Annotated in this window: 22 protein-coding genes; 18 read left to right on the forward strand and 4 right to left on the reverse strand. The window is 72.7% G+C overall.

All coding sequences use genetic code 11. From position 1 onward, the window contains the following. Window positions 1-20: 20 nt before the first annotated feature. The gene (locus tag AC507J_RS25805) at window positions 21-323 is read right to left on the reverse strand and encodes a DUF202 domain-containing protein (protein ID WP_496291898.1); all 303 of its coding nucleotides are present in this window, start codon (window positions 321-323) and stop codon (window positions 21-23) included. Further along, window positions 320-709 carry a YidH family protein gene (locus AC507J_RS25810; RefSeq protein ID WP_496291900.1) on the reverse strand — a complete coding sequence of 130 codons (390 nt, stop codon included), beginning with the start codon at window positions 707-709 and terminating at the stop codon, window positions 320-322. The genes AC507J_RS25805 and AC507J_RS25810 overlap by 4 nt, the downstream gene beginning before the upstream one ends. 41 nt (window positions 710-750) lie before the next feature. On the opposite strand from AC507J_RS25810, the gene AC507J_RS25815 reads away from it, so the two are divergent. The 4 genes from AC507J_RS25815 (at window position 751) to AC507J_RS25830 (ending at window position 3,843) form a co-directional block, all read left to right on the forward strand. After that, the gene (locus tag AC507J_RS25815; RefSeq protein ID WP_496291902.1) at window positions 751-1,548 is read left to right on the forward strand and encodes a GNAT family N-acetyltransferase; all 798 of its coding nucleotides are present in this window, start codon (window positions 751-753) and stop codon (window positions 1,546-1,548) included. After that, entirely contained in the window at window positions 1,545-1,967 is a 423-nt protein-coding gene (locus tag AC507J_RS25820; RefSeq protein ID WP_496291904.1) for a hypothetical protein, read from the forward strand. The genes AC507J_RS25815 and AC507J_RS25820 overlap by 4 nt, the downstream gene beginning before the upstream one ends. A 124-nt stretch (window positions 1,968-2,091) precedes the next feature. Continuing rightward, the gene (locus tag AC507J_RS25825; protein WP_496291906.1) at window positions 2,092-2,871 is read left to right on the forward strand and encodes an electron transfer flavoprotein subunit beta/FixA family protein; all 780 of its coding nucleotides are present in this window, start codon (window positions 2,092-2,094) and stop codon (window positions 2,869-2,871) included. A gap of 12 nt (window positions 2,872-2,883) precedes the next feature. Continuing rightward, window positions 2,884-3,843: an electron transfer flavoprotein subunit alpha/FixB family protein gene (locus AC507J_RS25830; protein WP_496291908.1), complete on the forward strand. Its 960-nt coding sequence runs from the start codon at window positions 2,884-2,886 to the stop codon at window positions 3,841-3,843. A 103-nt stretch (window positions 3,844-3,946) separates the two neighbouring features. On the opposite strand, the gene AC507J_RS25835 is transcribed toward AC507J_RS25830, so the two are convergent. Then, window positions 3,947-4,747 (reverse strand): anti-sigma factor, encoded by an 801-nt coding sequence (locus AC507J_RS25835; RefSeq protein WP_496291910.1) that lies wholly within the window; start codon window positions 4,745-4,747, stop codon window positions 3,947-3,949. Then, the gene (locus tag AC507J_RS25840) at window positions 4,701-5,303 is read right to left on the reverse strand and encodes an RNA polymerase sigma factor (RefSeq protein WP_496291912.1); all 603 of its coding nucleotides are present in this window, start codon (window positions 5,301-5,303) and stop codon (window positions 4,701-4,703) included. Before AC507J_RS25840 ends, AC507J_RS25835 begins: the two co-directional genes overlap by 47 nt. Before the next feature lie 229 nt (window positions 5,304-5,532). Here AC507J_RS25840 and AC507J_RS25845 point away from each other — a divergent pair, with 229 nt between their 5' ends. From AC507J_RS25845 to AC507J_RS25910, 14 genes are all read left to right on the forward strand, one after another. Further along, a complete protein-coding gene (locus tag AC507J_RS25845) occupies window positions 5,533-6,363 on the forward strand; it encodes a DUF4397 domain-containing protein (RefSeq protein WP_496291914.1) in 831 nt (276 codons plus the stop codon). Continuing rightward, window positions 6,360-7,025 (forward strand): class F sortase, encoded by a 666-nt coding sequence (locus AC507J_RS25850; protein ID WP_496291916.1) that lies wholly within the window; start codon window positions 6,360-6,362, stop codon window positions 7,023-7,025. The genes AC507J_RS25845 and AC507J_RS25850 overlap by 4 nt, the downstream gene beginning before the upstream one ends. Window positions 7,026-7,087: 62 nt before the next feature. After that, a complete protein-coding gene (locus tag AC507J_RS25855) occupies window positions 7,088-8,263 on the forward strand; it encodes a cysteine desulfurase family protein (RefSeq protein WP_496291918.1) in 1,176 nt (391 codons plus the stop codon). Window positions 8,264-8,457: 194 nt separating this feature from the next. Next, window positions 8,458-9,543: a tRNA 2-thiouridine(34) synthase MnmA gene (gene mnmA, locus AC507J_RS25860; protein WP_496291920.1), complete on the forward strand. Its 1,086-nt coding sequence runs from the start codon at window positions 8,458-8,460 to the stop codon at window positions 9,541-9,543. A 90-nt stretch (window positions 9,544-9,633) separates the two neighbouring features. Continuing rightward, on the forward strand, window positions 9,634-10,713 hold the full coding sequence (locus tag AC507J_RS25865; RefSeq protein ID WP_496291922.1) for a uroporphyrinogen decarboxylase/cobalamine-independent methonine synthase family protein: 1,080 nt from the start codon (window positions 9,634-9,636) through the stop codon (window positions 10,711-10,713). 36 nt (window positions 10,714-10,749) lie between these two features. Further along, window positions 10,750-11,118, forward strand: coding sequence for a VOC family protein (locus AC507J_RS25870; RefSeq protein WP_496291924.1), 369 nt, complete (start codon window positions 10,750-10,752; stop codon window positions 11,116-11,118). Between the two features lie 177 nt (window positions 11,119-11,295). Then, window positions 11,296-12,300 carry an ADP-ribosylglycohydrolase family protein gene (locus AC507J_RS25875; protein WP_496291926.1) on the forward strand — a complete coding sequence of 335 codons (1,005 nt, stop codon included), beginning with the start codon at window positions 11,296-11,298 and terminating at the stop codon, window positions 12,298-12,300. Between the two features lie 158 nt (window positions 12,301-12,458). Beyond that, window positions 12,459-14,594 carry an NAD-dependent DNA ligase LigA gene (ligA, locus tag AC507J_RS25880; protein ID WP_496291928.1) on the forward strand — a complete coding sequence of 712 codons (2,136 nt, stop codon included), beginning with the start codon at window positions 12,459-12,461 and terminating at the stop codon, window positions 14,592-14,594. Window positions 14,595-14,748: 154 nt separating this feature from the next. Then, complete coding sequence (locus tag AC507J_RS25885; RefSeq protein WP_496291930.1) at window positions 14,749-17,229, forward strand: putative bifunctional diguanylate cyclase/phosphodiesterase; 2,481 nt, start codon at window positions 14,749-14,751, stop codon at window positions 17,227-17,229. 141 nt (window positions 17,230-17,370) lie between these two features. Further along, a complete protein-coding gene (gatC, locus tag AC507J_RS25890) occupies window positions 17,371-17,676 on the forward strand; it encodes an Asp-tRNA(Asn)/Glu-tRNA(Gln) amidotransferase subunit GatC (protein WP_341719441.1) in 306 nt (101 codons plus the stop codon). Next, window positions 17,673-19,148 (forward strand): Asp-tRNA(Asn)/Glu-tRNA(Gln) amidotransferase subunit GatA, encoded by a 1,476-nt coding sequence (gatA, locus tag AC507J_RS25895; protein WP_496291933.1) that lies wholly within the window; start codon window positions 17,673-17,675, stop codon window positions 19,146-19,148. Before gatC ends, gatA begins: the two co-directional genes overlap by 4 nt. 181 nt (window positions 19,149-19,329) lie before the next feature. Further along, entirely contained in the window at window positions 19,330-20,481 is a 1,152-nt protein-coding gene (locus AC507J_RS25900; RefSeq protein ID WP_496291935.1) for an Ig domain-containing protein, read from the forward strand. Between the two features lie 97 nt (window positions 20,482-20,578). Further along, window positions 20,579-22,072, forward strand: a complete 1,494-nt coding sequence (gatB, locus tag AC507J_RS25905; RefSeq protein WP_496291937.1) for an Asp-tRNA(Asn)/Glu-tRNA(Gln) amidotransferase subunit GatB — start codon at window positions 20,579-20,581, stop codon at window positions 22,070-22,072. 127 nt (window positions 22,073-22,199) lie between these two features. Beyond that, the gene (locus AC507J_RS25910; protein WP_496291939.1) at window positions 22,200-24,572 is read left to right on the forward strand and encodes a thiamine pyrophosphate-binding protein; all 2,373 of its coding nucleotides are present in this window, start codon (window positions 22,200-22,202) and stop codon (window positions 24,570-24,572) included. Window positions 24,573-24,619 lie beyond the last annotated feature (47 nt).

Here is a 24,619-nt window from a genome sequence, read left to right on the forward strand (position 1 = left end):
TGGCCTACCCCGGACAGTGGTCACAGCCCGCACAGCACCAGCACGACGCCGATCAGGGCGAATCCGGCGGTGGCCAGACCGGCGGTGGCCAGGGTGCGACCGCCCGTGCGGTGCCGGCCGGTGCCGGTGGCCCGTCGCCAGCAGAGCGTGACGACGCCGCCCCAACCGAGGATGGCCAGCGTGGCCGGCAGCGCGCCGGAGGGGCCGCCGGTGAGGGCCAGCCGGACGGTCAGCAGGGCCACCACCGTCGTCGCCAGGGCGGTTCGTCGCCAGGCCAGCCGGGTCCGCTCGGGCTGGAGCCCGGGATCGCGGGTACCGGTCATTCGTTGATCGCGCCGGCCAGCACCGCGACCACCAGCAGCAGCGCGCCGAGACCGACGATGAGGGCGAGCACGGCCGGGAAGCGGGACGCGGGCAGCTCCCGGCCGAGCCGGATGGCCCGTTCGGTACGCGCCCAGTGGTCGACCGCCCGGATCGCGACCGCGCCGCCGAGCAGGAGCAGACTCACGGAGATCGCCTCGCGCAGGTGCACCATCGGTAGCCTCGGCAGGAACTGTGCGGCGGCCAAACCGCCGGCGACCAGCGCCAGCCCGGTACGCAGCCAGGCCAGGAAGGTTCGCTCGTTGGCCAGGGAGAAGCGGTAGTCGGGGGTGGTACCCACCGACCGCAGCTCCCTGGGGTCGAACCAGTTCTTGATCCCTTGCCACACGGTGGTGATTATCCGGTGCCGAGCGGGAATAGCCTGGGGACATGACGGATCTTGACGAGACCACGCTGCGTTCGGCGTACGACACCCAGTTGCGGCCGGGCCTGCCCGACCCGGCGCCGGACGGCGTCGAGGTGGAGTCGGACGGTCCGCTGTTCCGGGTGCTGGGCCTCAGCCATCGGGGCCTGGTGACCTATCGCGACCTCGGTGGCCTGGGTGGTGCCGAACTCGACGACCTGATCCGCCGTCAGGTGGCGGTGTTCCGGGAGCGGGGCGAGCCGGTGGAGTGGAAGCTGCACGGCCACGACGAACCGGCCGACCTGCCGCAGCGGCTGCGCGCGGCGGGGTTCGCGCCGGAGGACGAGGAGACCGTGCTTGTCGGTCCGGTCGCGCCGCTGGCCTCCGCGTTGCCGGTGGTCCCCGAGGGCGTACGCCTGCGGGAGGTGACCACCCGTGCGGACCTGGACCGGATCGCGGAGCTGGAGACCGAGCCGTGGGGTCACGACCTCGCCGGTCTGGCCGAGGGGCTGGAACGGGAGATCGTCACCGATCCGCAGGCGATCACGGTCGTGGTGGCCGAGGCCGACGAGACGGTGGTCAGCGCGGGTTGGGTGCGCTATCCCGCCGGCACCACGTTCGCCACCCTCTGGGGCGGCTCGACCCGGCCGCAGTGGCGGCGCCAGGGGATCTACCGGGCGCTTGTCACCTACCGGGCCCGGCTCGCCGGGCAGCGCGGCCGGACCTTGTTGCAGGTCGACGCCGGTGCCGAGAGCCGACCGGTGCTGGGCCGGCTCGGGCTCGTCCCGGTCACCACCACGACTCCCTACGTCTACACTCCGTGATCATGGCGCTACGGCTGACGGACGAGGAGAAACTGACCCTCAAGACCGGTGCCTTCGGCGCGGTGTTCCTGGTCGTGAACGCCGATCCGGGGATACTCGCCTTGTTCCGGGAGAGCTTCGCTGCCGCCGGGGTGTTGACCGACGCCGGTGGCGTGGTGCGGGAGGCGTTGACAAGTGGGCCGTTGCCGAGGCTGCCGCGCGACTCGGCGGCGGAGATCGAGTCGGTGACGCTGCCGGCGCTGCGCCGGGCGGTGCAGATCCTGGCCGAGAAGGCGCCGGGGGAGGTGCCGGTCTACCGTTCGGTGGTGCTGGCCGCCGCCGACCGCACGGCGCGGGCCCACGACGGCGTCAGTCCCGCCGAGGCCGAGGCCATCGACCGGGTCAGGGGCGCGCTGGGCGCAGATGCTACTGACAGGTAACATTGCGCCGTGGGCAACCGCACAGCGGCTCGTGGTTGACCGAACGGTGGCTCAGGAGCGAGGCTGCGGCCCACAGACCGGGTGAATGATCACACCACCACAGCAGGAGGGTCGTCGAAGCGCGATGAACATCGTCGTACTCGTCAAGCAGGTGCCCGATTCGGGCGCGGACCGCAACCTGCGTTCTGACGACAACACTGTCGACCGCGGTTCGGCGAACAACGTCATCAACGAGATGGATGAGTACGCCATCGAAGAGGCGTTGAAGATCAAGGAAGCGCACGGCGGCGAGGTGACCATCCTGACCATGGGTCCGGACCGGGCGACCGAGTCGATCCGTAAGGCGCTGTCGATGGGCCCGGACAAGGCGGTGCACGTGGTCGACGACGCGCTGCACGGTTCGTGCGCGGTGGCCACCTCCAAGGTGCTCGCCGCCGCGCTGGGTCAGCTCAACGCCGACCTGGTGCTCTGCGGGTCGGAGTCGACCGACGGCCGGGTACAGGTCATGCCGCACATGCTGGCCGAGCGGCTCGGCATCGCGGCGCTTACCGGTGCCCGCAAGCTCACCGTCGACGGCACCACGCTCACCGTGGAACGGCAGACCGAGGAGGGCTACGAGGTGGTCACCGCCGCGACGCCGGCGATCGTCTCGGTGTGGGACACCATCAACGAGCCGCGGTACCCGTCGTTCAAGGGCATCATGGCCGCCAAGAAGAAGCCGGTGCAGACCCTGGCCCTGGCCGACCTGGGCGTCGCCGCCGGTGAGGTGGGCCTCGACGGCGCGACAAGCGTCGTGCTTGAGCACAGCAAGCGTCCGCCGCGCTCGGCCGGCGTGAAGGTCACCGACGAGGGTTCCGGCGGCGTCCAGCTGGTCGAGTTCCTCGCCACCGAGAAGTTCGTGTGAGAGGTGGGGGATATGTCTGAGGTTCTCGTCGTCGTCGAAGCCACCCGGGAGTTCGGCGTCAAGAAGGTCACCCTGGAGATGCTGACCCTGGCCCGGGAGGTGGGTAGCCCGTCCGCGGTGGTGCTCGGCGGTGCCGGTGCCGCCGACGCGCTCGCCGGCAAGCTTGGCGAGTACGGAGCCGAGAAGATCTACGCTGCCGAGGGCGAGGAGATCGACGGGTACCTGGTGGCGCCGAAGGCCACCGTCGTCGCCGACCTGGTCAAGCGGGTGCAGCCCGCGGCCGTGCTGCTCGCCTCCTCGCAGGAGGGCAAGGAGATCGCCGCCCGGCTGGCCGTCAAGCTGGACAACGGCATCCTGACCGACGTGGTCGCCCTGGCCGCCGACGGCACCGCCACCCAGGTGGTCTTCGCCGGCTCGACGATCGTCAAGTCCAAGGTGACCCGGGGCCTGCCGCTGGTCACCGTCCGACCGAACTCGGTGACCCCGACGCCGGCCGCCGCGACCGCAGCGGTCGAGCAGCTCGGCGTCACTGCCACGGACACCGACAAGCTGGCCAGGGTGGTCGAGCGGGTGGCCGAGCAGAAGGGTTCCCGCCCGGAACTCACCGAGGCCAGCGTGGTCGTCTCCGGTGGCCGCGGCGTGGGCAACGCAGACAACTTCAAGCTGGTCGAGGAGCTGGCCGACCTGCTCGGCGGCGCGGTCGGCGCGTCCCGGGCCGCGGTCGACTCCGGCTACTACCCGCACCAGTTCCAGGTCGGGCAGACCGGCAAGACCGTCTCCCCGCAGCTGTACGTCGCGTTGGGCATCTCCGGCGCGATCCAGCACCGGGCCGGCATGCAGACCTCGAAGACCATCGTCGCGGTCAACAAGGACGGCGAGGCACCCATCTTCGAACTGGCCGACTACGGCGTGGTCGGCGACCTGTTCAAGATCGTGCCGCAGGCCGCCGAGGAGATCCGCAAGCGCAAGTGACGCGTACGCGACGAAGCCGCCGTCCGATATCGGACGGCGGCTTCGTCGTCTCGCGCCGACAGGGAGCTGATCGGCGGGCCGGGGAGCTGATCCGGCCCGCCGATCAGCCCGTCAAGGAGCCCCGCAACAGGCTGTCCCCGGAGTGGGCGGTGTTGTTGTCGTACTGTTCGGCCGAGATGTCGACAACAGAGTACTGCCCGAGGTCGACGTTGGGCGGCAGCGGTAGCAACACGTCGGAACCGCTGCCGAGTACGCCGATCGAGAACATCTCCATGTTCTGCGGGTTGATGAGCCAGACCTCGTAGTACCCCGGCACGGCTGGGAGATTCGCCACATGCACGTGAAGCTCGCCGCTCTCAAGCACCCGCGCGTCTCCCCGGGCCTGTGGCGGAGTGCTGCCGTACGCGGCCAGCGGAGCGCTGGCCAGCACCGCCTGCGGGGCCGGCGGCTCGGGCTCGGTCGGGCGCCCACCCAGCACAGCGGCGGTGCCGGCGATCCCGACAGCGGCGGCGGCCACCGCCGTGGCCACGGTCGTCGCCCAGCGCGGCACGCGTACCCGCCGTGGGCGTGCCGGCGCGCCAGGGCCGGTGACGGTCGGGGCGGCCACTCCGGTCGGGGCGGCACCGCTGCGCGGCTCGGGCGGTCGCTGGCGCCGGTCGGCAGTCAGTGCGGGTAGTTCCCGCGCGGCCTGGACCTCGGCCGTGATGCCCTGCCAGACGTGCTCCGGCGGGTCGGGCAGGTGACGTAGCCCCTGGGTGGCGGCGCCGAGGCCGGCGACGTGCCGCAGCTTCTCCAACTCTCCCCGGCAGTGCGAACAGAGGTCGAGGTGGGTGCGGTCGACCTCCTCCGCCTCGCTCTCACCGAGTGCCAGAAAGACCAGTCGATCGTGCTCCAGGTGCGGCACCGTCCACCTCCCATCTGCGCTTCAGGCTGGCCATGCCGCGTCGGATGTGACTCTTGACGGTACCGAGCGGCACTCCGGTCACCGCCGCGATCTGCTGGTGGGTCAGATCGTCGAAGAACGCCAACTCCAGCATGCGTCGCTGCTCGGCGGGAAGCCGGGCGAGTTCGTCGGCGATCACCAGGCGGTCGACCACGAGATCCGGATCGCTCGCGGTGGCCGCCGGCTCGGGCAACTGGCGTACCGCCTCGGTCACCCGGTTCTCCCGGCCGGCCGACCGCAGCCGGTCCACGACCTTGCGCCGGGCGATCCCGAGCAGCCAACCGACCAGGGAGCCCTTGGCCGGATCGAAGGTGTCCCGGCCGAGCCAGGCGGCGACGAAGGTGGCCTGGGTGACGTCCTCCGCGTCGCTGCGGTTGACCAGGGTGCTGGTGGCCAGATGGAGGACGGCCCGGCCGTAGCGGTCGTACGCCTCGCGTAACGCAAGTTCGTCGCCGTGGCGGAACCGGTCGGCGAGGTCGTCCTCGGGCGTTCCCGGCGCCTGCCGGGTCCCGGTCACGGGACAGTTCGCCTGGTTGGGGGCATGCCCGACTGTAGCTCGCACCGGTGCCGTCCCCTCTGTCAGCCCAGTAGCTCCTCGACCCCACTTCGTCCGGAACCCGCCCGGCGGATGCGGTCGGAGCCGAAAAAAGAAAGTCGCAGCGGGTCGCATCCAGGCGGCGACGTGCCGGCGTAACTCGGGATGTCAGCAACACCAACGAACCAGTACGAACCATCAGGAGGCAGACATGCGGTTCGGGCACCTTCGCCGGATTGCCGCGGGTGGCGCGGTCGCCGCGCTGACCCTTGTCGGCACCGGCCTCGCGACGGCGACTCCCGCGTACGCCGCCAGCTCGAAGGTCTCCGTGGTGCACGGCATCCCGGACACTCCGGTCGACGTCTACGTCAACGGCGAGAAGACGCTTGAGAACTTCGAGCCCGGTGACGTGGCCGGCCCGCTGGACCTGGCGGAGGGCGCGTACGACATCGCCCTGACCAAGCCCGGCGAGCCGATCGGGCAGGCGATCCTCACCGTGGACGACGCCGAGGTGCCGGGCGGGGCGAACATCAGCATCGCCGCCCACCTCGACGCCGAGGGCCAGCCCAAGATCACTCCGTTCGTCAACGACACCGCGAAGCTCGACGCCGGCAAGGCCCGGCTGATCGTCCGGCACACCGCCGCCGCCCCGGCCGTGGACGTGCGTGCCGGCGGCAGCCCGGTCTTCGAGGACCTGACCAACCCGAACGAGGCCAAGGCCGACGTGGACGCGGGCAGTGTCTCGGCGGACGTGGTGCTCGCCGGCACCGAGACGGTGGCGATCGGGCCGGCCGACCTCAACCTACGTGAGGGCACCGCGACGATCGTCTACGCCATCGGCTCGGCCGAGGCGGAGAACCTGGCCGTCGTGGCGCAGACCATCACCGGCCTGCACTCGGCGCCCTCCGGCGTGCCGAGCGGCACCGGCGGGCAGGCCGACACCGGCCTCGGTGTCTGGTGGTACGCGCTGGCGGGTACCGGGCTCCTGCTGCTAGTCGCGGGCGGGGCGCGGGCTGCGGTCGTCAGGTCGGGCCGCCGGTGACCGTGGTCAACCGTGGGGCGCTGGCGGCGGTGGCCGCCGGCGCCGCCGCGCTCGCCGTCGCGACCGCGCTGGCCGTGATGTCCCGGCCGGCGGGGAACGTCGGCGCCGAGCAGGCCGCCGCGCTGGCCAGCCCGAGCCCGTCGGTCACCGGTACGCCGGGTGCCGCACCCTCCGTGGCGGTGGCCCCCGGAACCCTGCCCGACGACGCCGAACCGGTGCCCCCGGTCCGGCTGCGGATCCCCGCGATCCAGGTCACCGCGCGGGTCAATCCCGTCGGGGTCAACGAGCGCACCGGGGAGTTCGAGGTGCCGCCCAGCGTCGACCAGATCGGCTGGTACCGCTACGGCCCCGGGATCGAGGCCGAGGCCGGCTCGGTGGTGATCGCCGGGCACGTCGACAGCGCGGAGCAGGGCAAGGGCGCCTTCTACCGGCTGCGTGAACTCGCCCCGGGCGACACCCTGACGGCCACCGGCGAGGACGGCACCGAGCGGGCCTACCGGGTGGTGGCCCGGGAGGAGTACGACAAGACGAAGATCCCGCTGGAGCGCTACTTCGCGCGCGACGGCCAGCCCCGACTGACCCTGATCACCTGTGGCGGACCGTTCGACGCCGACGCCCGTCGGTACCGCGACAACATCGTCGTGACCGCGGTGCCGCTCTGACCGCCGGCATCCGGTCATCCGGCCTGCGGTCGGAGCAGGTGCGGTCGTTAGGCTGAACCGTGATGGCTTACCTGGATCATGCCGCGACCACCCCGATGCTCGACGAGGCACTCGAGGCGTACGTCGCGACCGCCCGCGAGGTCGGCAACGCGTCTTCCCTGCACGCGTCCGGTCGGCGTGCCCGGCGGCGGGTGGAGGAGTCGCGGGAGCGGGTGGCCGCCGCGCTGGGAGCCCGGCCCTCCGAGGTGATCTTCACCGGGGGCGGTACGGAGAGCGACAACCTGGCGGTGAAGGGCATCTTCTGGGCCCGCCGGGACGCCGACGCCCGCCGGGGCCGGGTGGTCTGCAGCGCGGTCGAACACCACGCCGTGCTCGACGCGGTGGAGTGGCTGAGCCGGCACGAGGAGGCCGAGGTGGGCTGGCTGCCGGTCGACGGCGCCGGCCGGCTGGACCCCGACGCGCTCCGCGCCGAGCTGGCCGAGCACGGCGACCGGGTCGCCCTGATCACCGCCATGTGGGCCAACAACGAGGTGGGCACCGTCCAGCGGATCGGCGAGCTGGCCGCCGTGGCCACGGAGTACGCCGTGCCGTTCCACACCGACGCCATCCAGGCGGTAGGCCAGGTGCCTGTCGACTTCGCGGCCAGTGGGGTCGCCGCGCTCACGGTGACCGGCCACAAGCTCGGCGGCCCGGTCGGGGTCGGCGCGCTGGTGCTGGCCCGCGACGTCACCGCCGTGCCGCTGCTGCACGGCGGCGGACAGGAACGCGACGTGCGCTCCGGCACCCTCGACGCCGCCGGCATCGTCGCCTTCGCGGTCGCCGTCGAGGCTGCGGTCAAGGGCCAGCAGGAGTACGCCGCCCGGGTGGCCGCGCTCCGCGACGACCTGGTCCGGCGGGTCCGGCAGGCGGTGCCGGAGGTCATCTTCAACGGCGATCCGACCGACCGCCTGCCCGGCAACGCGCACTTCTCCTTCCCGGGCTGCGAGGGGGACGCCCTGCTGCTCCTGCTGGACGCCCAGGGCATCGCCTGTTCGACCGGTTCGGCCTGTTCGGCCGGGGTGGCCCAGCCCTCGCACGTGCTCCTGGCGATGGGCGCGGACGACGACCGGGCCCGCTCCTCGCTGCGCTTCTCCCTCGGCCACACCAGCACCGCCGAGGACATCGACGCGCTCATCGCCGCCCTGCCGGCCGCCGTCGACCGCGCCCGCCGAGCCGCCGCCCTCCGCACCCCCCGCTGACCCCCTGCCCGCCCCCGCCCCCGCCCGCCCCCGCCCCCGCCCGCCCCGTCGATCTTGCACTTCTGGTCGCGGCAAAGGCCGTGAAGGGTGCAATTCGGCGACGATAAGTGCAAGATCGGCGGGGTTCGTCGCTGCCGCGCGGGGCGGAGGCGGGCGCAGAGATAGGCTCGACTGGCGAAGGGAGCGTGGTCCGGGTGAGGGTGTTGGCGGCGATGTCCGGCGGAGTGGATTCCGCCGTGGCGGCGGCGCGGGCGGTGCAGGCCGGCCACGACGTCACCGGCGTGCACCTGGCGCTGGCGCGCAATCCGCAGACCTACCGCACCGGCGCGCGGGGCTGCTGCACCCTGGAGGATTCCCGCGACGCCCGGCGCGCGGCCGACGTGCTCGGCATCCCGTTCTACGTCTGGGACATGGCCGATCAGTTCCACGCCGACGTGGTCGACGACTTCGTCGCCGAGTACGCGGCGGGGCGTACGCCGAACCCGTGCCTGCGCTGCAACGAGAAGATCAAGTTCGCTGCGGTGCTGGACCGGGCGGTGGCCCTGGGTTTCGACGCCGTGGTCACCGGCCACCACGCCCGGCTCGGCCCCGACGGCCTGCTGCGTCGCAGCGTCGACGAGGCCAAGGACCAGTCGTACGTGCTGGCCGTGCTGACCCGGGAGCAGTTGGACCGTTCGATCTTCCCGCTCGGCGACTCGACCAAGGCGCAGGTGCGGCAGGAGGCGGCGAGCCGGGGCCTGGCGGTCGCCGACAAGCCCGACTCGCACGACATCTGCTTCATCGCCGACGGGGACACCCGCGGCTTCCTGGCCCAGCGGCTCGGCGAGACGCCGGGTGACGTGGTCGACGCGACCACCGGTGCCGTGGTGGGCCAGCACGCCGGTGCGTACGCCTACACCGTCGGCCAGCGGCGCGGGCTGCACCTGGACCGCCCGGCACCGGACGGCAGGCCGCGGTACGTGCTCTCCATCACCCCGAAGACCAACACGGTGACCGTGGGCCCGGCCGAGGCGCTGGAGGTCTCCGAGGTCCGCGCGGTCCGCCCGATCTGGACCGGCGCGTCCCGCCCCGACGCTCCGATCGAGTGCGAGGTGCAGCTGCGCGCCCACGGCGTGGTCGTGCCCGCCGCCGTGACGGTCACCGCCGACAGCCTGCACGCCGAGCTGCGCCGCCCGGTCCGTGGCGTCGCCGCCGGCCAGGCGATCGTCGCCTACCGCCCCGATCCGGCCGGCGACATCGTCCTCGGCTCCGCCACCATCACCACCCCAGCTTCGAGCTGACCAAGGAGTTCGCGGCGGCGCGGCCACGGAATCCGGACGCGTACCTCCTGGTCGATCGGGGGTGGGGTCGGCGGCGGGTACGCTTCGGCCGTGAGTGATCAGGTTTGGCCTTGGCCGGCGGGTGCGGCGACGGGAATCGGGTCGTTGCCGGGCACCGACATCGCCGAGGCGCAGCGGGTGGTGCTCGGGGAACTGCCGGCCCTGCCCCATCTGCCGGAGCTGCCGGCGCGCGGGCCGGGGGCCGACCTGATCGGCCGCACAGGCGGCCTGCTCGTCGAGCTGCCGGTGGAGCTGTACGCCGCCCGCTGGCGGGTGGCCCCGCGCCCCGGCAAGGACCTGCGCCGCGCGCGTGACCTGATGGAACGTGACCTCGACCAGCTCGCCGAGCAGGCTGAGGAGTACGTCGGCCCGCTGAAGATCCAGGCGGCCGGCCCGCTCACCCTGGCCGCCTCGGTGGAGCTGCCGATCGGCGGTCGGATGCTGCGCGACCCCGGCGCGGTCCGTGACCTGGCCGGCTCGCTCGCCGAGGGACTGCGCGGCCATGTCGACGCGGTCGCCCGCCGGGTGCCCCGGGCGTCGGTGCTGCTCCAACTGGACGAGCCGGCCCTGCCGGCGGTGCTCGCCGGGCGGGTACCGACCGAGAGCGGTCTCGGCACCTACCGGGCGATGGACCAGGCGGACGCCCGTACGCTGCTGGGCGCGGTCGTCGAGGCGGTCGGGGTGCCGACCGTGGTGCACTGCTGCGCCTCGGACGTGCCGGTGGAGCTGATCCGGACCGCAGGTGCGGTCGGCGTCGCGCTCGACCTGAGCCTGATCACCGAACTCGACCCGCTCGGCGAGGCGATCGACGCCGGGCTCGGGCTGCTTGCCGGTGCCGCACCGACCAGCCCGCCGCCCGGTGCCGCGCCGGCCGGTCGTGCTCGAACCGGCGGAGCCGGTGCCCGGCCCCGGCTGGCGTCGAGCGCCGCGCCGGCCGGTCGCGCGCCGACCTCCGCACAGGTCGCCGACCGGGTACGCACCCTCTGGGACCGCCTCGGTTTCCCTCGCAGCCGGCTCGCCGAGCAGGTGGTGGTCACTCCCGCGTGTGGCCTGGCCGGGGCGGCTCCGGCGGATGCCCGGGCGCTCCTCACGGCCTGTCGGGACGCCGGCCGCCGGTTGTCCGAGGAGTGAGGTTTCCTGTCGTACCCGGCGGGCAGGATGCTCGCCATGATTGGACGGCTGCGTACCACGGTGATCGACTGTCCCGATCCGCGCGCACTGGCCGGCTTCTACGCCGAGCTGCTCGGCCTGCCAGTGGTGGAGGAGGAGTGCGACGGCGACGAGTGGGTGGTGCTCGGCGGCAGTCCCGGGCACCAGCCCCGGGTCGCCTTTCAACGGGCTCCCGAACTGCGGCCACCGTCGTGGCCGGATCCGGCGCGGCCCCAGCAGTTCCACCTCGACGTCACCGTCGACGACATCGAGAGCGCGGAGAAGGCGGCGCTGGCGCTTGGCGCCCGCCGGCTGCCCGGCGACGGTGACGGCTTCCGGGTCTACGCCGACCCGGTCGGCCACCCCTTCTGCCTCTGCTGGGACTGACCGGCGGCACCGGCGGCACCGGGACTGACCGGCGGCGCCGGGACTGACCGGCGGCACCGGGACTGACCGGCCGACCCGGCGGCACCGGGACTGACCGGCCGGTCTGGCGGCGCCGGGACTGACCGGCCGACCCGGCGGCACCGGCGCAGCTTGCGGCGGGACGGCATGATCACGGGCATGATCGACTCCTCGTGCCGCCGGGCCGCCGGCTCGCTCTTCGGTCTCGCCTACGGTGACGCCCTGGGCAAGCCCACGGAGTTCCTCAGCGTTACCGAGATCGACCGCCGGTACGGTCCGGCCGGCCCTCGGCAACTGGTCGGCGACCCGGCGCTGGTCACCGACGACACCCAGATGGCGCTCGCGGTGGGCTGGGCGCTGCACGACGCGCCCGGCTACACCGCCGCGACGGTGGAGCCACTGCTGCGGCAGCGCTTCCTGGCCTGGGCGGCCAGCCCGGACAACAACCGCGCGCCGGGCATGACCTGCCTGCGTGCCTGCGGCGAGCTGTCTCGGGGAGTGCCCTGGCAGCAGGCCACGGTGGCCGGTTCGAAGGGCTGCGGGGCCAACATGCGGGTCACCCCGATCGGGCTGCTCGACACCGACCTGGACACCCTCGCCGGGCTGGCCCAGCTCCAGGCGGGTCTCACCCACGGGCACCCCACCGGCCTGGCTGCCAGCGAGCTGACCGCGTACGCCGTGTGGCTGCTGCTCGACGGCGTCGCGCTTGCGGAGTTGCCCGACCTGCTCGCCGCGCGCACCCACCAGCAGCGCACCAGCTACCGGGCCGACTGGCTCGGTGAGCTGTGGCGGCGGTCGGAGGCCGCGACACCGGAGGAGTTCATCGCCACCGGTTGGGACGAGTGCCGGGCGGCGTTGCGCCGGCTGACCACCGCGCTCGCCGCACCGGACGACGGCGGCGACCCGTGCCGGCGTACCGGGGAGGGCTGGATCGCCGAGGAGGCCCTGGCGACCGCGCTCTTCTGCGCCGTCCGGCACGCCGACGATCCGGTCGGTGCGCTCGCCCGGGCTGCCCGCACCGCAGGTGACTCCGATTCCATCGCCGCCCTCGCCGGGGCGTTCGTCGGCGCCGCGCACGGCATGGCCGCCTGGCCGGCGGAGTGGGCCGAGCGCATCGAGTACGCCGACCAACTGACGGCCCTGGCGGCCACCTGGGAGCGATAGCGCCCGAACCCGACCCCGGCGGGTGGTCGCCGCGCGACCCCTCCGACCCGCTGCGTGCCTGGTCGCCGGTGGGCCAGGCCACGGTTGTCAGGCCCGACCGCTACGGTTCCGGGTAGCGTGATCACGGGAGGGCGGCAGCGGTGTCCGAAGACGGCAGGGTGTCCGAGGAAGCGATTCCTCAGCAGGTCAGCGCGGCGCAGGAGGCGGCGGCGGGAGCCGAGCCGACCCCGCAGGCGCGGGAGCGGCACGCCACGCTCAGTCAGGAGCTGACCGAGCACCAGTACCGCTACTACGTGCTCGACGCGCCGACCATCTCCGACGCCGAGTTCGACAGGCAACTGCGCGAGCTGGAGGCACTGGAGCAGGAGTTCCCCGCGCTGCGCACGCCCGACTCGCCGACCCAGCGCGTCGGTGGCACCTTCTCCACCGACTTCACCCCGGTCGACCACGCCGAGCGGATGATGTCGCTCGACAATGCCTTCGCCGACGAGGAGCTGGCCGCCTGGGCGGAGCGGGTCGAGCGGGACGCCGGCGGGCCGGTGCCCTACCTGTGCGAGCTGAAGGTCGACGGGCTGGCGATCAACCTGACCTACGAGCAGGGCCGGCTGGTCCGGGCGGCGACCCGGGGCGACGGCCGTACCGGCGAGGACGTCACAGCCAACGTCCGCAGCATCCGGGACGTGCCGAGCCGGCTCACCGACTCCCCGGAGTACGGTCCGGTCCCCGAGTTCATCGAGGTGCGTGGGGAGATCTACTTCCCGGTCGCCGCCTTCGCCGACCTCAACGCCGGCCTGGTCGAGCAGGAGAAGGCCCCCTTCGCCAACCCGCGCAACGCCGCCGCCGGCAGCCTCCGGCAGAAGGATCCCCGGATCACCGCGTCCCGACCGCTGCGCCTGGTGGTGCACGGCATCGGCGCCCGCCGGGGCTACCAGCCGGTGACCCAGTCCGAGTCGTACGCCGCGTTGCGCGCCTGGGGCCTGCCGACCAGCGACCGGTGGCGGGTCGTACCGGACCTGGCCGGCGTCCGGGACTACATCGCGCACTACGCCGAGCACCGGCACGACGTCGAGCACGAGATCGACGGGGTGGTGGTGAAGGTCGATCCGGTGCCGATCCAGGGCCGACTCGGTTCGACCAGCCGGGCACCCCGCTGGGCGATCGCCTTCAAATATCCGCCCGAGGAGGTCAACACCAAGCTGCTCGACATCGAGGTCGAGGTCGGGCGCACCGGGCGGGTCACCCCCCGCGCCGTGCTGCAACCGGTCAAGGTGGCCGGCTCCACCGTCGCGTACGCGACCCTGCACAACGCGCGTGAGGTCGAGCGCAAGGGGGTGCTGATCGGCGACACGGTGGTGATCCGCAAGGCCGGCGACGTGATCCCCGAGGTGCTCGGTCCCGTGGTCGACCTGCGTCCGCCCGATGCTGAGCCGTTCAAGATGCCGGAGAACTGCCCGGCCTGTGGCACGCCGCTGGCCCCGGCCAAGGAGAGCGACGTCGACATCCGCTGCCCCAACTCGCGTAGCTGTCCCGCGCAGCTGCGCGAGCGGGTCTTCCACCTGGCCGGGCGGAAGGTGTTCGACATCGAGGCGCTCGGCTACAAGAGCGCCGCCGCGCTGCTCGACGCGCAGATCATCACCGACGAGGGCGACCTCTTCTCGCTCGACGTGGAGCAGTTGGCCCGCTCGCCGTTCTTCGTCAACAAGGACGGTAGCCTCGGCAGCAACGCCGTCAAGCTGCTCGACAACCTGGCCGTGGCCAAGCAACGCGACCTGTGGCGGGTGCTGGTCGGGCTCTCCATCCGGCACGTCGGGCCGACCGCCGCGCAGGCCCTCGCCCGGCAGTTCCGCTCGATCGAGGCCATCGACAACGCCACCGAGGAGGAACTTTCCGCCGTCGACGGGGTCGGGCCGACCATCGCCGCCAGCATCCGCGAGTGGTTCGCCGTCGACTGGCACCGCGAGGTGGTCCGCAAGTGGGCCGAGGCGGGCGTACGGATGGCCGAGGCGGCGGTGGCGGAGGGCGCCCGTCCACTGGAGGGGGTCACGCTGGTGGTCACCGGCACCCTGAGCGGATACTCCCGGGACCAGGCCACCGAGGCGATCCAGTCCCGGGGCGGCAAGGTCAGCGGCTCGGTGTCGAAGAAGACCGGCTTCGTGGTGGTCGGCGACAACCCGGGGTCCAAGGCGGACAAGGCGGCCACCCTGAAGGTGCCGGTCCTCGACGAGGCGGGTTTCCGGGTGCTGCTCGACGAGGGGCCGGAGGCGGCCCGCGCGGTGGCCCGCGTCGAGGAGTGAGTCGTACGCCTCCCATCAGGGCACTCGCCCGGATACCAACTTAATTACGACTACGACCGATTCGTGGCTGTCGTGGCGGGAAAGTGGTCACCAGGAGCGTTTCATTGGGAACGGCGCGTGAACCCACGCGCCAGGTGGCGTACCGGGAGGTGTGATGGAGCCGCCCGACCCGCGAAACCTGGTCCCGCCCGGACGGACGGCGCAGTTCACGGTCTTCGTCGGTGGGGTGCTGGCCGTGGCCGTGCTGGTGTCGGCCGCCCCGTTGGTGGCGCTGGCCGGCACGCTGCCCGAGCTTCCGGTGGCGTTCTGGACGATGGCGGTGCTCGCGGTGGCCTGCGACGCGCGGCCCTTCGTCCCGCCCGGCCGGCGGCAGTCCTCGGCGGTCTTCCCGTCGACCTGCTTCACCTTCGCGATCCTGCTCGGCTGGGGGCTCGGCCCCGCGGTCGCGGTGCAGGCGGTCGCCGTGCTGGTGTCCGGGTTCCGGATGCGGCACGCCCTCTGGCGGACGGCGTTCAACGCCGGCCAGTACGCCTGCGCCCTGGCCGCCGCGTACGCGGTCACCCGGCTGGGGCCCGGCGGCGTCTTCGACGGCGGGGCGTTGGGCTGGCCGGACATCGCCGCGATCGGCGGTGCCGGGGTCGCCTGGCTCGTGGTCAACTACAGCCTGGTCACCGCCGCCGTACGGCTGCGTTTCGGCGAACGGTGGTGGCCCAACGCCTGGCACGGGTTGCCCTTCGAGGTGCTTTCCACCGGCAGCCTGCTGCTGCTCGCGCCGGTGCTGGTCACCGCCGCGCGAGCCAGCGCGGCCCTGGTCCCGTTGGTGCTGGTGCCGCTCTTCGCGGTGTACCGGATGGCCCGGCTCACCGTCGAGCAGCACCAACTCGCCTCGCTCGACCCGCTCACCGGCCTGGCGAACCGCAAGGCGCTGCTGGCCGAGGTCAGCGAGGAGATCCACAGGCACGCCGAGCGTCGCGCACGCGGCGAGCCGGACGCCCGCCTCGCTCTGCTGCTGATCGACCTGGACCGGTTCAAGAACGTCAACGACGCGCTCGGGCACGAGGTCGGCGACCGGCTGCTCGTCGAGGTGAGTGCCCGGCTGACCGATGTGGTCGAACCGCCGGATCTCGTCGCCCGACTCGGCGGCGACGAGTTCGCGATCGTGATGACCGGGTTGACCGATGTCGCGCAGGCCCGGGTTCTGGCCGACCAGGTGGTGCAGGTGCTGGCCACGCCGGTGCCGCTGGACGGGCTGCCGCTGGATGTCGGCGGCTCCATCGGGATCGCCCTCTACCCGGAGCACGGCGAGGATTTCGCCACCCTGATGCGCCACGCCGATGTGGCGATGTACGACGCGAAGCACCGCAACGACACCGTCGCCGTCTACACCGCCGAGTCCGACCACAACTCGGCTGAGCGGCTGGGCCTGCTGGCCGACCTGCGCCGGGTACTGGAGGACGGGGCGGCGGGCCGGCCGGGCGAGGGGAAGGTGCCGGCGGCACCCGCCTCCGTGGTCCGGGGCGGCGACGGCGCGATGCTCTCCGCGATGCCATCGGCGTCCACCGAACCGAGTCGGGACGTACCGCCGGGGGCAGCCCGACCGGACGAGCGCCCCGGCCAGCGGTGGTGGAGCCGGCGCCGACGCCGCCCGCCGCTGGCGGCCCACGACGACGAGCTGATCAACCGGATCGTCACCGGCGCGGACCCGATCCTGCGCCGCACCGCCCAGACCGCCGAGGCGGGAGCCGCCGACGAGCGGTGGGCCCGGCCGGCGCCCGCCGGTGAACCTTCCGATCCGGTGCGGGCCGGCGGCCGGCCGGACGCGGAGCCGCCCACTGCCGAGTTCGGCAACGACGCGGGCGAGATCATGATGTATTACCAGCCGCAGATCGCGGTCGCCACCGGCGAGATGGTCGGCGTGGAGGCGCTGCTGCGCTGGCGGCACCCACGTCGGGGGATGGTCGACCCGGAGGAGTTGATCCGGGTCGCCGAGCAGAGCGCCGTCATGCGCCTGCTCACCCGCCGGGTCGTCGACGACGTGACCGAACAGCTCGCCAAGTGGTCGGCGGCGGGTCTGGCGCTGCGGGCGGCGGTGAACGTAAGCGTGCGGGACCTGCACACCGGCGAGATCGCCGACCAGATCGCCGACCGGCTCACCCGCTACGGCCTGGCCCCGGACCGGCTCCAACTGGAGATCACCGAGGGTGCCCTGATGGCTGACCCGCGCCGGGTGCTGACCACAATCACCCGGCTGCACCGGATCGGGGTGGGCATCGCCCTCGACGACTTCGGCACCGGATACTCCTCGCTCCAGCACCTGCGCCGGCTGCCGCTGTCGGAGGTGAAGGTCGACCGCTCCTTCGTGCTCGGCATGGTCGACGACGCCGACGACGCGGCGATCGTCCGGTCGACGATCGAGTTGGCGAAGGCGCTGGGCCTGCGGGTGGTGGCCGAGGGCGTGGAGGACGAGCGGAGCTGGCGGATGCTGCACGCCGCCGGCTGCGACGTCGCCCAGGGCTGGTTCTACGCCCGGCCGATGCCGGCCGGGGAACTCGTCGCCTGGCTGGCCCGGTACCGCCCGGTGCGCCCGCTCGGCGGTCACGACGACGCGGACATCCCGCACCGGCACGCGCGGTGACCCGCAGCGCTCGACGTCCCGGGGGAGCCGGGGGCGGTCGGTCGGGCGCGGAACAATAGACTCGCTGCGGTCACCGCGGGCCGCGCTTCGGCGACCGGGGTGGGCGTACCCAGACGCAGGACAGCCACGAAGGGGGCACCGATGGCCGCCATCTCCCGCGAGGAGGTCGCGCATCTGGCGCGACTGTCGCGGCTCGCCGTGACGGAGGAGGAGTTGGAGACCTTCGCCGGCCAGCTCGACGTGATCCTCCAGGCGGTCGCCCAGGTGGGCGAGGTCGCCGCCGCGGACATCCCGCCCACCTCGCACTCGGTGCCGCTCACCAATGTGCTCCGCGAGGACGTCGTGACGCCCTGCCTGACCCCGGCGGAGGCGCTGTCGGGCGCGCCCGACGCGGAGGAGCAGCGGTTCCGCGTACCGCGGATCCTGGACGAGGATGTGGCTTCATGACCGACATCACCAGAATGACCGCGACGCAGATCGCGGGGTTGGTCGCCGCGGGCGAGACCTCCGCCGTCGAGGTCACCCAGGCCCATCTGGACCGGATCGCCGCCGTCGACGGCCGGGTCAACGCCTTCCTGCACGTCGACAGCGAGGGCGCGCTGGCCGCCGCCCGCGAGGTGGACGCCCGGCGCGCGGCCGGCGAGGAGCTGGGCCCGCTGGCCGGCGTGCCGGTCGCGGTCAAGGACGTGCTCACCACCAAGGGCGTGCCGACCACCGTCGGGTCGAAGATCCTGGAGGGCTGGCGCCCGCCGTACGACTCGACGATCGTGCAGCGGCTGCGCGCCGCCGGCACGGTGATGCTCGGCAAGACCAACATGGACGAGTTCGCGATGGGCTCCTCCACGGAATACTCGGCGTACGGGCCGACCCGTAACCCGTGGGACACCGACCGCATCCCGGGCGGCTCCGGCGGGGGCAGCGCCGCCGCGCTCGCCGCGTACGAGGCGCCGCTGGCGATCGGCTCGGACACCGGCGGCTCGATCCGCCAGCCGGGCGCGGTCACCGGCACCGTCGGGGCGAAGCCGACCTACGGCGGCACCTCCCGCTACGGCCTGGTCGCCTTCTCCTCGTCGCTGGACACGCCCGGCCCCTGCGCGCGTACGGTGCTCGACGCCGCGCTGCTGCACGAGGCCATCGGCGGGCACGACCCGCGCGACTCGACCTCGATCCCGGCGCCGGTGCCGGACGTGGTCGCCGCGGCGAAGCTCGGCGCCACCGGTGACCTGAGCGGGGTACGGCTCGGCATCGTGACCGAGTTCGCCGGTGAGGGCGCCGAGCCGGGTGTGATGGCCGCCTTCAACGAGGCGGTCGACGCGCTTACCAAGCTGGGCGCGGAGATCGTCGAGGTCTCCTGCCCGCACTTCAGGTACGCGCTGCCGGCGTACTACCTGATCGCGCCGAGCGAGTGCTCCTCCAACCTGGCCCGCTTCGACGGCGTCCGGTTCGGCCTGCGGGTCGGCGACGACGGCAACCGGTCGCTGGAGGAGGTCATGTCGCTGACCCGGGAGGCCGGCTTCGGTCCCGAGGTCAAGCGGCGGATCATGATCGGCACGTACGCCCTCTCCTCGGGCTACTACGACGCCTACTACGGGCAGGCGCAGAAGGTCCGCACCCTGATCACCCGGGACTTCACCGCCGCGTTCGAGCGGGTCGACGCGCTGATCTCGCCGACCACCCCGTTCGTCGCCTTCCCGCTGGGTGCGCGTACCTCCGACCCCTACCAGATGTATCTGGCCGACCTCTTCACCATCCCGACGAACCTGTACGGCGGACCGGGCATCTCGGTGCCGTGCGGGCTCTCCGACGGGCTGCCGGTCGGCTTGCAGATCATGGCCCCGACGATGGCCGACGACCGGATGTACCGGGTCGCCGCCGCGCTGGAAACCGCCCTCGGCACCCTCACCCCGCCGCAGCTGTAGAACCGGACTCCCCGAGATCCTGGTCCGGAACGGCCCGTCACGGGCCGTCCAGATGCCGGGATCCCGGGCGGGTTCGGCGACACGCGTCACGGTCGACCGGCGTTGTTGGTGCTTGTTGGATAGAGTGCCAATTCCCTGGTGAACGTGGGCACGCCTGCCGATCGATCTCTGGATGTGCGCGATGAAGACGGTGCGGTCGATCTCGATCGTCTCGGTGCTCATGGTGCTGCTCCTCGGCGGTGCGCAGCCGGCGGTGGCCGTCGAGGGCGTCACCATCACCTCGGGATCGCCCGCGTCGCCGGTGACCGCCCAGGAGCCCTATCCGACGCACACCTTCACCGCCTCGGGCGGCACCGGGCCGTATTCGCTGTCGTTGCGGTCGGGGTCGTTGCCGCCGGGGCTGGCGCTCTCGTCGGGCGGGGTGCTCTCCGGCACGCCGAACACGCCGGGCAGCTACAGCTTCGGCGTCCGGCTGACCGACGCGGACGGGGACTCCGCCGAGCAGAGCGTCACAGTCGTGGTGGTCCCGCCGACGATCACCGTCACCTCGACGGAGCCCACCTCGCCCTGGTACGCCGGGCAGCCGTACCCGACGCACACCTTCACGGCCTCGGGCGGCACCGGGCCGTATTCGCTGTCGTTGCGGTCGGGGTCGTTGCCGCCGGGGCTGGCGCTCTCGTCGGGCGGGGTGCTCTCCGGCACGCCGAACACCCCGGGCAGCTACAGCTTCGGCCTCCGGCTGACCGACCAGCACGGTTTCCTCGTCGAGGAGCAGGTCACGCTGGTGATCACCGCACCGGCCACCACAATCACCTCGGGGAGCCCGCCGCGCGGCACGGTCGGCAAGCGGTACTCGTTCCGGTTCACCGCCGAGGGCGACTCCGACATCCGGTTCAGCGTGGCCGTCGGTGACCTGCCGCCGGGGCTCACCCTCGCCCCGGACGGCCGGTTGAGCGGCCGGCCCGAGGTCAGCGGCAGCTTCGCCGTCGGGGTGCGCGCGGCCGGCACAGCGACGAGCGCCACCGAGTACGTGTCGCTGGTCGTCGCTGCCGCGCCGGCCGCGCCCAGCGGCACGCCCACGCCGACCCCGACGGCCATTCCGACAAGCCCGACGCCGACTCCGACCGATCCGTCGGACGCCCCCGCCGAGGCGGCGCCGACGACCCCCGCCGCCTCCCCGTCGCCGGTGACCCGGGGCAGTTGGTGGCTGCCGACCACCGGCTCGAACTCGGCCGTGGTGCTGCTGCTGCTGAGCGTGGTGGCCTTCTCCATCGGCGGGATCCTCTTCGTCCTCGCGTACGAGCGTCGCCGGCGGTTCACCACACCCGAGTGATGCCCGGCCGAGGCCGAGCAGCGCGAGCGGCTAGGCTTGGCGGCGTTGTGTCCGGCTGCCGCCGCGGGCCGGTTACCGCCTGCAAACTGGAGTTCCCATGACCACGACGCTGCCCGCGTACGACGAGGTCGTCGCGCGTTACGAGCCGGTGATCGGCCTGGAGACCCACGTCGAGCTGGGCACGAACACGAAGATGTTCTGCGGTTGCCCGACCGACTTCGGCGGCGACCCGAACACCCGGGTCTGCCCGGTCTGCCTGGGCCTGCCCGGCTCGCTGCCGGTGGCGAACAAGGCGGCGATCGAGGCGACGGTCCGGATCGGCCTGGCGCTGAACTGCTCAATCGCGCAGTGGTGCCGGTTTGCCCGGAAGAACTACTTCTACCCGGACATGCCGAAGAACTTCCAGATCAGCCAGTACGACGAGCCGCTCTGCGTGGACGGCTACCTCGACGTCGAGGTCAACGGCGAGACTGTGCGGATCGGCATCGAGCGGGTGCACCTGGAGGAGGACACCGGCAAGACGCTGCACGTCGGCGGTGCCACCGGCCGCATCCACGGCGCCACCGAATCGCTCGTCGACTACAACCGGGCCGGCATCCCGCTGGTGGAGATCGTCACCAAGCCGATCCCCGGCACCGGCGCGCTCGCCCCCGAGGTGGCCCGCGCGTACGTCACCGAGCTGCGCGACGTGCTCCGCTCGCTCGGCGTCTCCGACGTACGCATGGAGGAGGGCTCGCTGCGCTGCGACGTCAACACCTCGCTTAACCTGCCGGGCGAGGAGTGGGGCACCCGTACCGAGACCAAGAACGTCAACTCGCTGCGTTCGGTCGAGCGGGCGGTCCGCTCGGAGATGCTGCGTCAGGCCGCCGTGCTCGACGCGGGTGGGCGGATCACCCAGGAGACCCGGCACTTCCACGAGGACACCGGCGAGACCACCCCGGGCCGGTCCAAGGAGACCGCCACCGACTACCGCTACTTCCCGGAGCCGGACCTGGTCCCGCTCGCGCCGGACCCGGCCTGGGTGGCCGAGCTGAAGGCCGCCCTGCCGGAGCTGCCCCGGCTGCACCGCCGCCGCCTCCAGCAGGCGTGGGGTCTCTCCGATCTCGACATGCAGTCGGTGCTCAACGCCGGCGCGGTCGAGCTGATCGAGGCCACCGTCGCGGCCGGCGCCACCCCGGCCGCCGCCCGCAAGTGGTGGCTCGGTGAGCTGTCCCGCCGGGCCAACGAGACGGGCGTGGAACTGGCCGACGTCGGGGCCACCCCGGCGCAGGTCGCCGAACTCCAGGGCCTGGTCGACGCCGGCAAGCTCAACGACAAGCTGGCCCGTACCGTGCTGGAGGGTGTGGTCGACGGGGAGGGCTCGCCGACCGAGATCATGACCAGGCGGGGCCTGGAGGTCGTCTCCGACACCGGCGCGCTGACCGCCGCCGTGGACGAGGCGATCGCCGCCAACCCGGACATCGCCGAGAAGGTGCGCAGCGGCAAGGTCGCCGCGGCCGGTGCGCTGGTCGGCGCGGTCATGAAGACCACCCGTGGCCAGGCCGACGCCAAAACCGTCCGCGACCTAATCCTCGCCCGCCTCAGCGCCTGACCCACTCACCTCCGCGTTGACCATGAGGTTGGCGGCAGTTTGACGATCGACCACTGCCGCCAACCTCATGATCAACCAGAATTACCTCTATGGGCATCAATGGGGATGTCCCGGATGGAGTTTCAGCGTGGACCAGCGTGATCTTGATGTGCTCGACGAGATCCAGCGGCGGGTGTTGTGGCTCGCCACCCGGATCGTGGACGCGGCGAACCACGATCGCGCCACCGGCGACGGGGTGAAGGTCGGTGGACACCAGGCGTCCAGCGCCTCGCTGGTCACCGCGATGACCGCGCTCTGGTTCGCCCACCTGGACGCCGAGGACCGGGTCGCGGTGAAGCCGCACGCCTCCCCGGTCTTCCACGCCATCCAGTACCTGCTCGGCAACCTGGACCGGTCGTACCTGACCCGGCTGCGGGCGCGTGGCGGGTTGCAGTCGTACCCGTCGCGGACGAAGGACCCGGACGGGGTGGACTTCTCCACCGGCTCGGTCGGGCTGGGTGCCGCCGCGCCGCTCTTCGCGGCGGCGACCAGGCGCTACGTCGACGCGCACTTCGGTGCGCGTCCGCACTCCCGGTTCATCGCCCTGCTCGGCGACGCCGAACTGGACGAGGGCAACGTCTGGGAGGCGGTCGCCGACCCGGCCACCACCGGGCTCGGCAACGTCATGTGGGTGGTCGACTTCAACCGGCAGTCGCTGGACCGGGTCGTTCCCGGCGTACGGATCGACCAGTGGCGCGGCCAGTTCGAGGCCGCCGGCTGGCACGTGGTCGAGGTCAAGTACGGCCGCAAGCTCGCCCAGGCGTACGCCCGGCCGGGTGGCGGGGCACTGCGCGACTGGATCGACGCGATGCCGAACGAGCAGTACCAGTCGCTGTTCGGGCTGACCGGACCGCAGCTGCGCAAGCAGTTCCTGGACGGTGCGCCGGCCGGGGTGGAAGCCTTCGTCGCCGACATCGCCGACGAGGAACTGGGCCCGCTCGTGACCGACCTGGGCGGGCACGACCTCGGTGCGCTGCTCGACGCGTACGCCCAGTGCGACGCGGTGACCGACCGGCCGAGCGTGGTGTTCGCGTACACGGTAAAGGGTTGGGGTCTGCCGATCGCCGGCAATCCGCGCAACCATTCGGCGTTGCTCACCGCCGACCAGGTCGACGCGCTGCGCGCGGCGCAAGGCCTGACCCGCGACACCGAGTGGGACCGCCTCGACCCGGCGTCGGCGGCCGGGATCCGGGCCGGGCAGCGTCGGGAGGCGCTGGCCCGCGCGCCCCGCGAGCGGGCGCTCGGGGTCACCGTCCCGCAGACCACGAAGGTACGCGCGACCAAGCCGATCTCCACCCAGGAGGTCTTCGGTCGGGTGCTTGTCGACCTGGCCCGTGACCCGCAGGTCGGCCGGTACCTGGTCACCACCGCGCCGGACGTGGCGACCTCCACCAACCTGGCCGGGTTCATCAACAAGACCGGGGTGTTCGCCCCGACCGAGCAGCGTTCCTGGTCGCAGGACCGGATGCTGCGCTGGACGGAGAGCCCGGAAGGGCAGCACATCGAGCTGGGCATCTCCGAGATGAACCTGTTCCTGCTGCTCGGTCAGCTCGGCCTGGCCTGGGACCTGTCCGGCCAGCCGCTGCTGCCGGTCGGTACGGTCTACGACCCGTTCGTGCTGCGCGGGCTGGACGCCTTCCTCTACGGCACCTACTCGGGTTCGCGGTTCATCGTCGCGGGCACCCCGTCGGGCATCACGCTCGCTCCGGAGGGTGGCGCGCACCAGTCCACGATCACCGCGAGTGTGGGCCTGGAACTTCCCGGGGTGACCTTCGTCGAGCCCGCGTACGCGACAAGCCTGGACTGGCTGCTCTGCGACGCGCTGGGGCAGCTCGCCGACGCGCCCCGGCCGGCGGCGACGGCCGCTCCCGCCGAGGACGGTGCCTACTACTTCCGGCTGAGCACCCGCCCGCTGGACCAGGCGCCGTTCGAGGCGGCCCGCGCCCGACTCGGCGACGCGGTGCTGCGCCGGCAGGTGCTCGCCGGGGCGTACCGGCTGGTCGACGCACATCAGGCGGACCCGCGCCTGGCCGACGCGCCGACGGTGCAGCTGGCCGCCTCCGGCGCGGTGCTGCCCGAGGTACTGGCCGCAGCGGCGGAACTGGCCGACGAGGGCGTGGCCGCGCACGTGGTCGATGTGACCAGCCTGGACCGGCTCTACCGGGCCTGGCAGCGCACGCTACGCCAGGGCGTACGCACCGCCACCGTGCCCAGCGTGCCCGGCGCGCTGCGGTCCGCCTTCGCCGACCGGGTGCCGGTGGTGACCGTGCACGACGCCGCCTCGCACGCCATGGCCTGGCTCGGCTCGGCCGTCGGCGCTCCCGCCGTGCCGCTCGGCGTCGACGAGTTCGGCCAGTCCGGCACCGTGCGCGACCTCTACGACCTGCACGACCTGCTCCCCGGCAGCATCGTCAACGCCGCCCTAGCCACCCTCTCCCCCACCCCCTCCCCCACCCGCTGACCCCACCCCCCCCTCGCGATCTTGCACTTTTCGTCCCCGCAAATGCC

This window comes from Micromonospora sp. PRAS1 (assembly GCF_059553435.1).

Coding starts and splice junctions, on each gene's coding strand:
- AC507J_RS25805 (WP_496291898.1), bottom strand. CDS start 323: ATGACCGGTACCCGCGATCCCGGGCTCCAGCCCGAGCGGACCCGGCTG.
- AC507J_RS25815 (WP_496291902.1), top strand. CDS start 751: ATGACGGATCTTGACGAGACCACGCTGCGTTCGGCGTACGACACCCAG.
- AC507J_RS25825 (WP_496291906.1), top strand. CDS start 2,092: ATGAACATCGTCGTACTCGTCAAGCAGGTGCCCGATTCGGGCGCGGAC.
- AC507J_RS25830 (WP_496291908.1), top strand. CDS start 2,884: ATGTCTGAGGTTCTCGTCGTCGTCGAAGCCACCCGGGAGTTCGGCGTC.
- AC507J_RS25845 (WP_496291914.1), top strand. CDS start 5,533: ATGCGGTTCGGGCACCTTCGCCGGATTGCCGCGGGTGGCGCGGTCGCC.
- AC507J_RS25855 (WP_496291918.1), top strand. CDS start 7,088: ATGGCTTACCTGGATCATGCCGCGACCACCCCGATGCTCGACGAGGCA.
- AC507J_RS25870 (WP_496291924.1), top strand. CDS start 10,750: ATGATTGGACGGCTGCGTACCACGGTGATCGACTGTCCCGATCCGCGC.
- AC507J_RS25875 (WP_496291926.1), top strand. CDS start 11,296: ATGATCGACTCCTCGTGCCGCCGGGCCGCCGGCTCGCTCTTCGGTCTC.
- AC507J_RS25885 (WP_496291930.1), top strand. CDS start 14,749: ATGGAGCCGCCCGACCCGCGAAACCTGGTCCCGCCCGGACGGACGGCG.
- gatC (WP_341719441.1), top strand. CDS start 17,371: ATGGCCGCCATCTCCCGCGAGGAGGTCGCGCATCTGGCGCGACTGTCG.
- gatA (WP_496291933.1), top strand. CDS start 17,673: ATGACCGACATCACCAGAATGACCGCGACGCAGATCGCGGGGTTGGTC.
- AC507J_RS25900 (WP_496291935.1), top strand. CDS start 19,330: ATGAAGACGGTGCGGTCGATCTCGATCGTCTCGGTGCTCATGGTGCTG.
- gatB (WP_496291937.1), top strand. CDS start 20,579: ATGACCACGACGCTGCCCGCGTACGACGAGGTCGTCGCGCGTTACGAG.